Source organism: Providencia sp. JGM181 (assembly GCF_018257375.1).
Classification (GTDB): Bacteria; Pseudomonadota; Gammaproteobacteria; order Enterobacterales; family Enterobacteriaceae; genus Providencia; species Providencia lanzhouensis.
This window is the reverse complement of the sequence record NZ_JAERJY010000088.1, coordinates 1-14,611: the sequence shown is the minus strand read 5'-3', so window position 1 is coordinate 14,611 and position 14,611 is coordinate 1. Positions and strand designations below refer to the sequence as shown.

At 43.7% G+C, this 14,611-nt stretch carries 12 protein-coding genes; 6 read left to right on the top strand and 6 right to left on the bottom strand.

What is annotated here, in order from left to right; genetic code table 11:
• Positions 1–208: 208 nt before the first annotated feature.
• From JK188_RS11845 to infA, 5 genes are all read left to right on the top strand, one after another.
• Positions 209–1,882, top strand: a complete 1,674-nt coding sequence (locus JK188_RS11845) for a DUF7057 domain-containing protein (protein ID WP_211885028.1) — start codon at positions 209–211, stop codon at positions 1,880–1,882.
• Positions 1,883–2,202: 320 nt separating this feature from the next.
• The gene (gene cydD, locus JK188_RS11840; RefSeq protein WP_211885027.1) at positions 2,203–3,969 is read left to right on the top strand and encodes a heme ABC transporter permease/ATP-binding protein CydD; all 1,767 of its coding nucleotides are present in this window, start codon (positions 2,203–2,205) and stop codon (positions 3,967–3,969) included.
• 2 nt (positions 3,970–3,971) lie between these two features.
• A complete protein-coding gene (gene cydC / locus JK188_RS11835; protein WP_211885026.1) occupies positions 3,972–5,714 on the top strand; it encodes a heme ABC transporter ATP-binding protein/permease CydC in 1,743 nt (580 codons plus the stop codon).
• Between the two features lie 8 nt (positions 5,715–5,722).
• Positions 5,723–6,445: a leucyl/phenylalanyl-tRNA--protein transferase gene (gene aat, locus JK188_RS11830; protein ID WP_211885025.1), complete on the top strand. Its 723-nt coding sequence runs from the start codon at positions 5,723–5,725 to the stop codon at positions 6,443–6,445.
• Positions 6,446–6,584: 139 nt separating this feature from the next.
• Positions 6,585–6,803, top strand: a complete 219-nt coding sequence (gene infA, locus JK188_RS11825; protein ID WP_004244560.1) for a translation initiation factor IF-1 — start codon at positions 6,585–6,587, stop codon at positions 6,801–6,803.
• Positions 6,804–6,870: 67 nt separating this feature from the next.
• On the opposite strand, the gene clpA is transcribed toward infA, so the two are convergent.
• Together clpA and clpS are read right to left on the bottom strand one after the other, a co-directional pair.
• Positions 6,871–9,156, bottom strand: coding sequence for an ATP-dependent Clp protease ATP-binding subunit ClpA (gene clpA / locus JK188_RS11820; protein WP_211885024.1), 2,286 nt, complete (start codon positions 9,154–9,156; stop codon positions 6,871–6,873).
• Positions 9,157–9,187: 31 nt separating this feature from the next.
• Entirely contained in the window at positions 9,188–9,508 is a 321-nt protein-coding gene (gene clpS / locus JK188_RS11815) for an ATP-dependent Clp protease adapter ClpS (RefSeq protein WP_036951847.1), read from the bottom strand.
• Positions 9,509–9,917: 409 nt separating this feature from the next.
• Between clpS and cspD the strand changes: the two genes are divergently transcribed.
• Positions 9,918–10,151 carry a cold shock domain-containing protein CspD gene (cspD, locus tag JK188_RS11810; RefSeq protein ID WP_036951850.1) on the top strand — a complete coding sequence of 78 codons (234 nt, stop codon included), beginning with the start codon at positions 9,918–9,920 and terminating at the stop codon, positions 10,149–10,151.
• A gap of 103 nt (positions 10,152–10,254) precedes the next feature.
• On the opposite strand, the gene JK188_RS11805 is transcribed toward cspD, so the two are convergent.
• The 4 genes from JK188_RS11805 to JK188_RS11790 form a co-directional block, all read right to left on the bottom strand.
• Positions 10,255–11,190 (bottom strand): DUF1177 domain-containing protein, encoded by a 936-nt coding sequence (locus tag JK188_RS11805; protein ID WP_108478965.1) that lies wholly within the window; start codon positions 11,188–11,190, stop codon positions 10,255–10,257.
• A 222-nt stretch (positions 11,191–11,412) separates the two neighbouring features.
• A complete protein-coding gene (locus tag JK188_RS11800; protein ID WP_036983690.1) occupies positions 11,413–12,159 on the bottom strand; it encodes an IclR family transcriptional regulator in 747 nt (248 codons plus the stop codon).
• A complete protein-coding gene (locus JK188_RS11795) occupies positions 12,156–12,989 on the bottom strand; it encodes a nitrilase-related carbon-nitrogen hydrolase (protein ID WP_211885023.1) in 834 nt (277 codons plus the stop codon). The genes JK188_RS11800 and JK188_RS11795 overlap by 4 nt, the downstream gene beginning before the upstream one ends.
• 10 nt (positions 12,990–12,999) lie before the next feature.
• Positions 13,000–14,346 (bottom strand): purine-cytosine permease family protein, encoded by a 1,347-nt coding sequence (locus JK188_RS11790; RefSeq protein WP_036951857.1) that lies wholly within the window; start codon positions 14,344–14,346, stop codon positions 13,000–13,002.
• Positions 14,347–14,611: the final 265 nt, after the last annotated feature.

Here is a 14,611-nt window from a genome sequence, read left to right as displayed (position 1 = left end):
AAATAATTTTTTAATCTAAAAATAGAAGCCCCATTTTTGCGTTGTCGTTCATTAAGTTCGCAGCGAAATAGAATGGGGCTTTTTATTTATTCCTATTTTAAAAATAAAGCGCTATTCCATTCTGAATTAGGAGCAAGTTTATTTTCCTCTTTTTACCCCATGCCTATACTCAATTTTATTATCTTGTTCATTCAAATAAGGAAGTGACATGGAGCCACAAACGCAGAAAGAGCCTATCAATAAGCTGGCGTATTTCATTGTTATCTTGCTATCGGTTATTCAAGGAATTGTCATCACCGCCACTCTTGATTATTCCATAGAAATTCCATTAAGCCCTACATGGGCTTATTTACCCATGATGTTGGCTATTTTTGTTCCTTCGGTTATCAGCTTTCTTATTACCAATGCCAAACAAGCGGTGTTTTATCTCAATATTATCCTAACGATTGTGCTTGTTTTTTGGATCAATACTTGGCAAAGCCTCGATGTCGGCACTTCGAACAACAATGACGCATTCCTCTCGATTACGACGCTCACTGTCCTGATTTTTTTTATATTACCTTGGATGCAAAACCGTCAGGCTACAGGAACTTGGAAAGCTAATTACAGCTGCTTAGTTGGGCACTATTTCCGTAACACCTTATTTGGTCTTTTCGCCTGTGCCATTGGGGGCTTATTAGCCCTGATAGTCAAACAAGCCAGCTTTTTATTTGGCATTGTCAATCTGTCAACACTCAGCCAATTTCTTGGTCACTACATTGTCCTTTGGGTGGCCTTTTTAGTTGGTTTTAATACCAGCTTGCTCTTTTTGCGCTCCAAATTGGTGATGCAACTGAACAACATCGCCAAATATTTCTCGCAGTTTTTCCTACCCTTACTCAGTTTAATCGCTGTAATTTTCTTAGCAGGCTTGGTTGTTTCCATATTAACTGGTGTGCATTACACAGCTTCAGAGCTAGGTTCTGGCACCATGCTCTGCTTTGTGATTTTAAATATTATCTTTATTAATGCCCTTTATGGTGATGGCACAACCCAATTCCAATTTAAATCGATTATCAATGGCTTTGTACTGATCAGCATCGTCTTATTAAATGCATTTTCTGCACTTTCTCTGTACGGTATTTTCATTCGCGTTAGCCAATATAGCTGGAGTGTGAGTAGGCTATATGCATTTACTATTGCGCTATTTTTAGCCCTGATTATTTTAGCTTACAGCATCGCAATCATTATAAAACGACACCGCTGGGCATTCTCCCTCGGCGCTATCAATAAGGTCGCTATTCTTGGTTTAATCGCCACTATCTTAGTGATTAATAGCCCTATTGGTGATTTCCAACGTATTGCGGTCAACAGCATTATGGCGGCCGTTGAGAAAGGCAAAATTAAAATTAACTACGATTTGTCTTATGACTTAGAGAAGTTAGGAGTACGGGGAAAAGAGGCGTTAGCAAAATTGGAGCAAGATCCTGATACGAAAGCACAGCTCAAAGTTGGCACTTACTCTGATGTCCCTAAACCGCTTAAAGAGGTTCTTATCATCGCCAAAGGTAGCCAACCACTACCACAAAGCTGGTTTGATATAGAAGATGAAATCCGAGATGCATGGAATTGCACCAATTATTATAGCAACTATGAATGTCTTGGATTTATGGCCGATGCAAACCACGATGGAACAAACGAAGTGGTGATGTGCTACTCCATGCCCGAGTCCCTTGATTATGAATGTACTATTTGGCAGTCCGTGGATAACACATGGAAATTAGTCGATACGCAAAGAGAGCTATTCGATGATATGCAATCCAAAAAAACAGCATGGGATAAGCTACTCAACAACCAGTTTATATTGAAACCAAAAACCTGGTTGCAAATTGTTCCTGAATAACACACAAAAATCCCCCAAAATTATTTCAACCTAAAATGTAGGTGGCTTAACAATTATAAATTAAGCCACCTTATTTTTTCTTTGTAATAACGGTAACATCCTCTGTTAGTTCAAATTTAATTATATTACGCCCATATAATTTACCTTTATAAAACATATCGATAACAAAAATTGTTCTATTCAAATAACTGGCTTTTATTATGTAACATATCTGATGGAAGCTGTTATGATAGGCAAAAATTCGGTGAGATTTGATGACAAAGTCAACTATCTTAACTGCACTCAATAACATGAAAACTACACCTGCTAACTAAATCATTATGGATAAATCAAGACAGACTGAATTGGTGCGTTGGTTAAAGCAACACAGCGCTCCTGCTAAGCGTTGGCTCCGAATTTCTATGCTATTAGGCATAGTCAGCGGTTTATTAATTATTGCGCAGGCTTGGTTCCTCGCTGTGATCCTTCAAGCCCTCATGATGGACCACATTCCACGAGAGCAACTCCTCACTGACTTTGCATTATTAATTAGTGTCTTTATTTTACGCGGTGTTGTTCACTATCTTCGTGAACGCGCGGGCTACCGATGTGGACAAGTTGTCAGGCAGCAAGTCCGCAGTATGGTATTAGATAAACTGCAAGAGTTAGGCCCTGTCTGGGTCAAGGGTAAGCCAGCAGGAAGCTGGGCAACGATTATTCTTGAGCAGATTGAAGACATGCAGGATTACTATTCTCGCTATCTTCCGCAAATGTATTTAGCCACCATCATCCCAATCATGATCTTGATTGCCATCTTCCCATTTAACTGGGCAGCTGCGCTGATTTTATTTGCAACCGCACCGTTAATTCCGATTTTCATGGCACTGGTAGGACTCGGTGCTGCCGATGCTAACCGCCGTAACTTCCTTGCCTTAAGCCGTTTGAGTGGTAGTTTCCTCGACCGTTTACGAGGATTAGACACCCTACGCTTATTTTTCCGTGGCAAAGCGGAAGTCTCCCAGATTCGTGAATCCACCGAAGACTTCCGTTCTCGCACCATGGAAGTGCTGCGTATGGCATTTTTATCGTCGGGAGTCTTGGAGTTTTTCGCATCAATCTCCATTGCGGTTGTCGCCGTTTATTTCGGATTTTCGTATCTTGGAGAGTTAAGTTTCGGCAGTTATGGCCTGCCAGTCACATTATTTGCAGGTTTCCTTGCGCTGATTTTATCCCCAGAATTTTTCCAGCCGCTGCGCGACCTAGGCACTTACTATCATGCAAAAGCCCAAGCAGTAGGCGCCGCGGAATCTCTGGTGACCTTACTCGAAAGTCAAGGTGACGAACAATTACCACAAGGCGATAAGGTAATTGATGAACAACCTATTCGCATTGAAGCCAAGCAGCTGGAAGTTCTCTCCCATGATGGCACTATCCTGGCGGGTCCTCTCGATTTCACCATTGAGCCGCAACAACGCATCGCCTTAGTAGGTCAAAGTGGTGCGGGTAAAAGCTCCCTATTAAACTTATTACTTGGCTTCTTGCCTTACCGTGGTTCCATCACTATTAATGGCAATGAGCTCAATCAATTATGCCCTGAACAGTGGCGTGCTTTGGTCGGCTGGGTTGGGCAAAACCCACATTTACCTGAACAAACATTGCAGGAAAATATTTGCCTAGGGAAGCCAAATGCGACTGAGTCAGAAATTCAGTCTGCGATCGAAAAAGCCTATGTCGCGGAATTTCTACCAAACTTACCGGATGGCTTAAATACTCGCTTAGGTGATTTCGCCGCACGTCTTTCTGTTGGGCAAGCCCAGCGTGTCGCTGTCGCTCGTGTACTCTTAAAACCCTCTCGCTTGTTGCTATTAGATGAACCAGCAGCCAGCTTAGATGCTCACAGCGAACAGCGTGTGATGGAAACATTGAATCAATTATCTGAGCAGCAAACCACGTTATTAGTGACCCATTTACTTGAAGAAACCATCGATTATGACCAAATTTGGGTCATGTCTAACGGAAAAATTATCCAGCGTGGTGATTACCAACAACTGAGCCAGTCTGAAGGTGCTTTTGCCCAGTTACTCGCTCATCGCCAAGAGGAGCTTTGAAAATGAAAGTGTTACTCCCCTTCTTAGCCCTCTATCGCCGTCATTGGTTTTTGATTTCCTTAGGGATTATTCTGGCAATTGTCACGCTGCTTTCCAGTATTGGCCTCCTCACGTTATCGGGATGGTTCTTAGCCGGTGCGGCTATCGTCGGTGCGCCGGGGATCTTTTTCTTTAACTATATGTTGCCTGCGGCTGGGGTTCGTGGTGCGGCTATTTTCCGTACCGCAGGACGCTACGCCGAGCGCTTAGTCAGCCACGATGCGACATTTAAAGTGTTAGCACATCTGCGCGTGTTCGCCTTCAGTAAGGTGTTACCGCTCTCTCCGGGTGGGATCAGCCGTTTCCGCCAAGGAGATCTATTAAACCGACTGGTTGCGGATGTCGAAACCCTAGACCACCTTTACTTACGTGTTCTCTCGCCGATTGTCAGTGCTTTCTTTGTCACGTTTGTCCTGATCATTGGTTTAAGTTTCCTTGATCCTCGCCTTGCATGGACATTAGGTGGCGTTATGCTGTTCCTGCTGTTTACGATGCCATTTGTATTTTATCGTGCAGGTAAACCGATTGGACGCGAACTGACTGAACTGCGCGGAAATTACCGCACAGTATTAACTTCAGCATTGCAAGGTCAAGCCGAATTAGCCTTGTTTGGCGCGACTGCGCGTTTTCGTCAAAATTTATCAAACATCGAAAACTCATGGCAAGGTCGCCAGCAGCAACAAGCGGCACTGACAGGTTTATCTCAAGCCATCATTCTGTGTGCATCAGGACTAACCGCGACCTTGCTTTTATGGATGGCAGCTGAACATGTTGGCGGAAATACACAACCCGGTGCGCTGATTGCCTTATTTGTTTTCTGTGCATTAGCCTCGTTTGAAGCCTTAGGGCCTGTTGCCGTCGCATTCCAACATATGGGGCAAGTGATCGCATCAGCCACCCGCGTCTCTCAGTTAATGCATGCAAAACCGGAAGTGAATTTTGTCAGCCAAGGCACTACGCTCGATTCTCTTGAGAGCCTGACCATCGATAACGTCACGTTCACTTATCCAGAACAGCCTTTCGCCGTATTGAAAAATGTCTCCTTATCGATTAAACAAGGCCAACACATTGCATTATTAGGGAAAACGGGCTGCGGTAAATCAACTCTGCTGCAATTGCTCACCCGCGCTTGGGATGTGGACAGTGGCGTGATATCAATTAATGGTCAGCCAATTCAAGCTTACAGCGAAGAATCGCTACGGGGCGTAATGTCCGTAGTTCCTCAGCGCGTTCATGTGTTCAGCGATACCCTTCGCAACAATTTATTATTAGCCAACGAACAAGCCTCAGATGAGCAACTTTGCGATGTACTCACCCAAGTGGGCTTAGATAATTTGTTGGATAATCAGCTAAAATTAAACGCCTGGATGGGTGAAGGCGGTCGCCAATTATCAGGAGGAGAGCAGCGCCGCTTAGGTATCGCTCGCGCCCTTCTGCACAATACGCCGCTGGTATTAATGGATGAGCCAACAGAAGGGTTAGATGCCCATACTGAGCAACAAATTCTTAGCTTACTCAAACAAAAATGTGCTGACAAAACGCTACTGGTGATCACCCATCGTATGCAAGGTTTAGAACAAATGGATACCATTTGTGTGATGGATAATGGCGAAATTATTGAGCAAGGCTCACACCCACAATTGTTAGCTGAGCAAGGTCGTTATTATCAATTCCGTCAACGTCATTTGGTTCAGCAAACTCGCTGAGGTGCACCATGTACCAATTAGACGATGATTCATACCTGTTCCCGCCCGTGTCTGAAGCGATGCGGGAACCTAATGGGTTACTGGCGATCGGCGGTGATTTATCATCTCGACGCTTACAAGCGGCTTACTATGATGGTATTTTCCCGTGGTTTAACCCCGGTGAAGTCCCATTGTGGTGGTCCCCTGATCCGCGAGCAGTCTTGAAAGTGGGCGACCTGCATATCAGCCGTTCCATGATCAAAACATTAAAAAAATCCCCTTATCGCATTACCATAAATCATGCGTTCAAAGAGGTGATAGCGGCTTGTGCAGTACGCAAGGAAGGCACGTGGATCCTACCCTCTGTGCAAGCGGGCTATCTCGCACTACACCAAGAGGGACACGCCCACTCTATTGAGGCTTGGCATGGTGATCAGCTGGTGGGGGGCTTGTATGGCGTGAACATGGGGCACCTGTTTTGTGGGGAGTCAATGTTCAGTAGAATGAATGATGCGTCCAAATGTGCTTTTATTACATTCTATTTTCATTTTTTGCGCTATAATGGGCAACTTTTTGATTGTCAGGTACTTAACCACCACACCGCTTCACTTGGCGCGACGGAGATCTCCCGCAGGGATTTTCTGCATATTCTTTATCGGTGGCGTGACCTGCGGATTGACCCAGCATGCTGGTTACCACAGTCAATTGATTTACCTCAATCATTTGAAAAATCACCACTTTTTAAGCGATAGAAAGTGGCAATACAGTAATTTTATCCCCAACTATTTTAAAGAAAGATCGCTTTAAAATGCGACACTTCTTTACTTAGTGTGGGTTTTTGGGCATTATCTTGCCCGTAAAAAATCACGGTTATTAGACTTAGAGGATTAGATGGCCAAAGAAGATAATATTGAAATGCAGGGAACGGTTTTGGATACCCTGCCAAATACAATGTTCCGCGTTGAACTGGAAAACGGTCACGTCGTGACTGCGCACATCTCTGGTAAAATGCGTAAAAACTACATCCGCATTCTGACAGGCGACAAGGTAACTGTAGAGTTAACTCCTTACGACCTGAGCAAAGGCCGCATCATTTTCCGTAGCCGCTGATTTTCGATTTTCAGGCAAGGCCTGACAAGACCACAGGTGCCTAAGACACCTGTGGTACTAGCTATTGTCAGATTACAGCATCCTCTGGAGAGGCCTTGTGTACGCTACTGAAGCTGTATGTCAGTGTGTGACTCTTTTCATCAAGCCCGATACTCACCGAGCCACCATTCATTAATGAACCAAACAGGAGTTCATTCGCTAATGGTTTCTTCAGGTTATCCTGAATGACACGCGCCATAGGTCGGGCACCCATTGCTTTGTCATACCCTTTCTCACACAACCAACGACGAGCTGCTTGGCTGACCTCAATCGAGACACCCTTCTCATCCAACTGAGCTTGCAGCTCAACAATGAATTTATCCACCACTTGCGTGATGATATCCATCGACAGCGCATTAAACCAAATAATGCCATCAAGACGGTTACGGAATTCCGGTGAAAATGTCTTTTTAATTTCAGACATCGCATCCGTACTATTATCTTGCTCTGCAAAGCCTATCGAACGGCGCTGGGTTTCTTGTACCCCTGCGTTGGTAGTCATGACCACAATCACATTACGGAAATCCGCTTTACGTCCGTTATTATCCGTCAACGTACCGTGATCCATCACTTGCAGAAGAATGTTAAACACATCAGGGTGCGCTTTTTCAATTTCGTCCAATAACACGACGGAATGCGGATGCTTAATGACGGCATCGGTCAGTAAACCACCTTGGTCAAAACCAACATATCCCGGAGGAGCACCAATCAGTCGGCTAACTGTATGGCGTTCCATATATTCGGACATATCAAAGCGTAGCAGTTTCACATCCAATGCTTTTGCCAGCTGCACGGTGACTTCCGTTTTACCCACACCAGTTGGTCCTGCAAACAAGAATGAGCCGACAGGCTTATGATCTAACCCTAAGCCTGCGCGATTCATTTTAATCGCCTCAGACAGCGCCTCAATCGCTTTATCTTGTCCAAAGACTAACATCTTCAGGCGTGAGTCTAAGGTTCTCAAACGATCTTTATCGCTAGAGGAAACCGTTTTTTCTGGAATACGCGCAATACGCGCCACCACAGTTTCGATTTCAGGTACACCGATGGTTTTCTTGCGCTTGCTTGGCGCCACTAAACGGGTTCTAGCTCCCGCTTCATCGATAACATCAATCGCTTTATCCGGCAGATGGCGATCGGTAATGTATTTCACCGATAAATCCACCGCCGCCTGAATAGCTTTCGCGGTGTAGCGCACATCATGGTGAGACTCATATTTCGGTTTCAATCCATTAATGATACGCACGGTTTCTTCAGGGGTAGGCTCCACAATATCAATTTTTTGGAAGCGTCGAGCCAGCGCTCTATCTTTCTCAAAGATATTGCTGAATTCTTGATAGGTAGTAGAGCCAATCACCCGGATACGCCCGCTTGATAACAGCGGCTTAATCAAGTTTGCAGCGTCTACCTGTCCACCCGATGCCGCACCGGCACCGATAATCGTATGAATTTCATCGATAAACAGAATGCTTTTCGGGTCTTTTTCCAACATTTTCAGCAGCGCTTTAAAACGTTTTTCAAAATCACCGCGATATTTAGTACCTGCCAACAATGAGCCGATATCCAGTGAGTAGATTGTGCAATCTTTCATCACTTCAGGCACATCATTTTGCTCAATACGCCATGCTAAGCCCTCGGCGATCGCCGTTTTACCTACGCCGGATTCCCCAACCAATAATGGGTTATTTTTACGGCGACGGCATAACACTTGAATGGTACGCTCTAATTCAGCCTGACGTCCCACCAGCGGGTCGATATTCCCTTTCTTAGCCTGTTGGTTCAGATTGGTGGTGAAGTTGTCCATATGGTCTTCTGAGACCGGTTGCTCTTCACTTGGTGGGGTATTGTTTGCGGCATCATCCTCCGATGAAGAAGAATCTTCACCTTTAATGGTACCGTGGGAAATATAATTAACGACATCAAGGCGGCTAACATCATGCTTACGTAATAAATAAGCCGCTTGGGATTCTTGTTCGCTAAAAATTGCCACTAGCACATTCGCACCAGTCACTTCGCTGCGTCCTGATGATTGAACATGAAAAACAGCACGTTGCAGTACGCGCTGGAAACTCAAAGTCGGTTGAGTGTCTCGTGTATCATTCTCAGGTAATAGCGGCGTAGTTTGGGCAATAAAATGTTCGAGTTCTTGTCTCAGGGCAACCAAGTCGACCTTACAAGCCTCTAAAGCTTCACGCGCAGAGATATTGCTCAATAATGCCAGCAATAGGTGCTCCACAGTCATAAATTCATGGCGATTGTCTTTCGCTCTGGTAAAAGCAACATTTAGACTAAGCTCCAATTCTTGATTGAGCATAAGCACCTCCCAAAATTGATATTAAGACTCTTCAGACTTTCTCTATAGTACACAATAAAGGATATTCATGTTCCCTTGCAAAAGCATTGACTTGAGCGGCTTTAGTTTCTGCAACTTCCGCAGTATAAACACCGCAAATACCTTTACCTTGAAAATGCACATCTAACATTATCTGTGTAGCGCGTTCTTCATCAAAAGAAAAGTATTTTTGTAACACCTCAACAACAAAATCCATCGGAGTATAATCATCATTATTTAACAAGACTTTATACATCGATGGTGGTTGCAGCGTCTTTTCAACTTCATCTTTAAAAATTGTGTCAGTTTTAAATGTGCCCAGAAAATCACTCATTACTTTCGTGCTCAGTCGTGTTGCTCAGTGTGGAAATTCAATTTAAGCATAGCCTTTATTATCAATGATATCTATTCACTAAATAGCAATTCAATAAAGCTAAGCCATTAAAAATACTTTGTCTTCATTTTGGTACTGAATTCTCAATTTATCCCAGTGTACCATGGGCTGATAACTAACTTATAGCATCTAAATTTTGTGATATACGTCAAAAAATTTAAAATTTCACGAAAAACGCTCATCGGATTATTTTCAGTTTATTCAAAAAGCCAAAATCCGACTCTTGACCAAATATCCCTATTCAATACAGTATGAAATGCGAGCGATTAACTTCGTATTTATACCTAGTTTGCATGTGTATTTTATGCATGTATATAAACAGTCAGTAGCAAACTTGAAGGACAGAAATATGAATACAGGTACGGTTAAGTGGTTCAATAATGCCAAAGGTTTTGGTTTTATTTGCCCAGAAGATGGCGGAGATGATGTATTTGCACATTATTCCACAATCCAGATGGATGGTTACCGGACACTCAAAGCGGGTCAAAAGGTCAGCTACACGCTTATGATTGACGGACCTAAAGGCGCGCATGCTACCGCCATTATCCCAATTATCGAAAGTGGTGAAGCGAAAACAGAATAAGCTAGGGTAATAGAGCACAGTTAATTATTTTTAAGGGGTAAATAATTAACTGTGGCTATTCCAAATTAACGACGTTCTAAATTAAGACAGTCTAAAACAAATATTATTGTTCATCCGTTGCCTGCAAATGATGCATATCACCATACAATTCAGTTAATAACTGATATTGCTCTTCATCATAGAACGCGCATTGCCCTTCACCGAAAGCTTTTGCGACTTCAATCATAAATTTCACAGTCGCAGCAATGTCTACTTCATGGCTGGCTCCCGTTGAACAACCCGGTACAACAGTTTCAGTGCAAATGGCGACACCAACAACCGGAACCGTCGTTGAAACTGCTGGTTGCATAATACTATTGAGGTGATGAAGCCCATTGCCATAAGGCGTGATATCTTGGATAGATAGCGGGAAAGTCACTGCATTTTGTCCGCTACTCCACTCCATTAAACGCAATAGATCCTCAGAAACAGGTAGGATATACCCCGATTTAACCGTCGGTGATAGCGCATAACCCTTATGGTTAATTAAGCGATTTCCTTTGGTGGTATCCACCGATAAAATTGCATCAGCTTCAGGGATCCCTTCATGAAGATTCATCGTTGCGTCTTCAAGGGGGGAATCCATAAAATCGACGGGTGTATGCGGACGAGTTGGTGCATTTGGACAGATATGCGTTGTAATGATCACATCCCCCTGTAATGCATCTCCTCTTTGCTGCATTTCAGCCAATTTTAATCCCGTTGTGATGGCAGCAATTGCGCCATCCGCATCAGAAACAACCCCAATGCGCGAAGGCCTGGCTCCCAATCCACCTAAACGCCCGATGATCCCTAACGTTGGTGCATTCTTACCTTGGGACTTGCCTTGTAAACCCGGAATGGTGATTCTGACGAAATCGCTTTGGCCTTTTTGATCGACAACCGTCGTTGAAATGACTTGAACTGAGGGGAAATCCTGGAACAACTGAACAACATCATGCCCACTAACATTCGCACAATCGAGCAGCTCATAAACGCACAAAGTTTGCTTTAGAGTCATTGTACTTCCTTTAATTCTAATTATTTTTTTTAGAGTTTTAGAGTAAACGGGCACCAAAAGAGCACCCGTTTACTCTGAATACCCCTTAACTAAAGACAAAGGGTATATTTCCTGATGAAGGCGTATTCACGCACTTTGAATGGTATTTAATTATTATTTACTGCAACTACTCATTACTGAACTTTTACTACTGATACTGCTGGATATCACAAGGTTTTTTGACTACTTGGTACTACGCTCTAACCAATAAGGATCCCCAACCATACATCCTAGGTAAGAAGCCTTACGGTAAAGATCTTGGGACAACTGCACGATAATCTCATCGGTCATTTGCGACGCAGGGAGACTCAAACACAACGCATACAACGTATTTTGTGAAGGGTCATATACTGTACTGGATACAGAAGCGACACCGGCAACTGACTCATTGACTGAAAACTCCCAACCTCGTTCAGTGATCACGCTAATGCGCTCATTTAAACTAGCTCGAGACTCTTCAGGCTCTAAATTAATTAAGTTTATGCGCTCATTTATCGGCAAACGTGCTAATAATGCGCGTCCCGTTGATGTGCCACCAATAGGTAAACGCGTTCCCGGCTGCGTAACCACTTGCAGCATGCTGTTACCAATTCGTGCATGAACAACACGGACTTTATCTTCATCTAACGCAGATACATAACTGGTAAACCCCGTATCTTTCGTCAAACTGTCTAATGCTTCTAACGCCATATCAATTAAATGGTTCATGCCACGAGCTCGGTGGGCAATCTCCATAATCAACAAACCTGGACGATAAATCGGCGCGTTATTTTTCTTTTCGAGTAAACCAAGTTCTGCCATTTGCTTTAACAGACGTGAGGCAGAGCTTTTCGGCATCGATAATTCATTGACCAACGTGGTGACCGTTAGCTCATTACCTGAGCGTAAAAATAGGCGATACACGTCGACAACACTTGTTAAAATACTCATACCTGAGTTTCCTGCACTAGCAAGCCATAATCCAGAGGCTTTCTATCTCTTAAATAAGGCACACTTAAACGCGTATGCGCCTGAAGACGAAAATCAATCTCACCAACTAACAACTGTTCTTGTTCGCAAGATGCCTCACACAAAACTTGCCCACGCGGGCCCATAATTTTACTGCCGCCAAATAGGTGTAAATCTTCTTCATGCCCCCAGCGATTTACCGCTAGAAGATGCGTGCCATTTTCTAAAGCACGACACGCTGTATTAATATCCCACATATCGCGGTCTTGAATACACCAGGCAGAAGGCGCAATCAGTAACTCAGCGCCTTGTAAAGTGAGGATCCGCGCTACTTCAGGGAAGCCCATGTCGTAGCAAATCATCACACCAATTTTACCGATTGGCGTATCAAACACGGGGAAAGTATCCCCGTTTTTGAACCACTGTTTTTCAATACCAAACGCATGAACCTTACGAAATACACCGCTGATATTTTCACAGCCAGGATTCCATACGCCCACTGAGTTATACACTTCGCCTAGACGGCTACCGCGTTCGGCAAATCCCGCTACAATCGTGATATCTAAGCGGGAAGCCAATTGACTAAACATACGATATGTTTCGCTGCCGTCAAAATCGCTGAGATCCCATAATTGAGTAGATAACAGATCACCACGATAACCGGTTGTGGCTAGCTCAGGGAAACAGATAAGTTTCGCCCCTTGCGATGCCGCTTGTTCGCACAATTGCGCCATGCGTTGCAAATTACCTGTCTTATTTCCTAGCTCAGAATCGAACTGAGCTAGCGCAACTTTAACTCGGTTATCAGTCATCCATTTGCCCTCAATCTAAATGAGAAACTTGGCGGAAGTGAATGCCTTTTTCGCCTCGGAATGCCGCTAATAAGCGCATACCAATCCAATAAGCCACCGCACCAACCAGCAAAGAGTTCAACGCTGGAACGCCAATATCTGCACCAAAAGGTCCTAGAGCAGAGGTTCCCCAGCCAACAACGACCGCACAGCACCATGCCACTAAAGTTACTGGGTTATACGCTTCACAACGCGTTGGTAAAATGCCTTGTTCTCGGGTGATATCCAGCTCTTTTCTGTCACGTTTTAACAAGTAATAATCGACAACCATAATACCCGCGACAGGCGGAATCGAAATACCAAGATAAATTAAGAAACTAATAAAGTTATCTAAAATGCCTAACATGGAAGCCACGGTACCAAAAATACCAATAATCCATGTTAAATAACGGCGGTCAAAACGCTTATTAAAAATAGCGTTCAACAGTGTGGAGAAGCCGAGTGATGAAGAGTAGAGATTGATATCATTCATTTTAATTGTTGAGAAGATAACAATCGATGCACCTAGCAACCCAGTTAACGCCATCATCAAATCAAAAACTTGGCTTGTGCGTAATGCTAAAGCCATTAATACCGCTATCATGTTGACGAAAAGCTCGCCACAGAATGTACCAATCAACGTCATCCAGAACACATCTTTCGGCTTATGCATAAAGCGACTGATGTCTGGTGTTGTTACAGCAGAGATGATAAAACCACCCGCAACCATCGTAATTGCAGCTGGCATTGTCATTAAAGGCCCGGCAGGTTCAGTGGCATTAATTAATAAACTAATGTCCTGTCCCGATAATAAATTATAAGTAGCCCAACCTAGTGCGAATAAAAATAGCGGTGTTGAAATATTCGCGGTAATAGATAAAAAGCGATACCCATATACCGTAATAATTGTCACCGCAATGCCTGTAATAAGCGACCAGGTCCCTGGTGTTAGCACGTTAGTCGCTTTATACATACCATCCGCGAAGAAACCATTTTGGACACCGAACCAACCCATTAAGGAGATAGCAATGGCTCCTCCAATTAATGCCGATCCTAGTTTTCCAAAACCAGACCACCGAGACAGTAGACTGATTGACATTCCTTCACGGCAAGCTGCCGCTCCGAGACCCCAACTGACGACCTGTAAAATTACAGAACCGAGCATTGTTGCCCAAAACGCCTGCCAAAACGTTAATCCATAACCAAGCGCTGCACCTAGCATCACTTGCGAAACGCAAGCGAGTGAACCGATACGGAGGATCAACACTTCATAAAACGGTCGACGAGCACTTTGCGGTACCCGCGCCAGAGAATAATCTTCACCTGCTTTATTTGCCATTTTTTATCCTGCTGTGTATGAGTCTTTACTTGTGATTTTTTGGCTTTTCGCTAAAGTTCCATTTAACGGAACCAGGTTTCATTTATTCTACAAGACGAATAATATCCACGATCGGTACTAAATCGCAAGTAGAATTTACCTTTTTGATAGCTTTTTTATTATCGGTTATTTAAATGGGAGGAGAAATAGGAGGGGGTAATGTTTCGCAGGTTTTGATCTTGAAAAGAAAGCGCAGATTGGCATTGTTAATCCTTTAATGATGCAT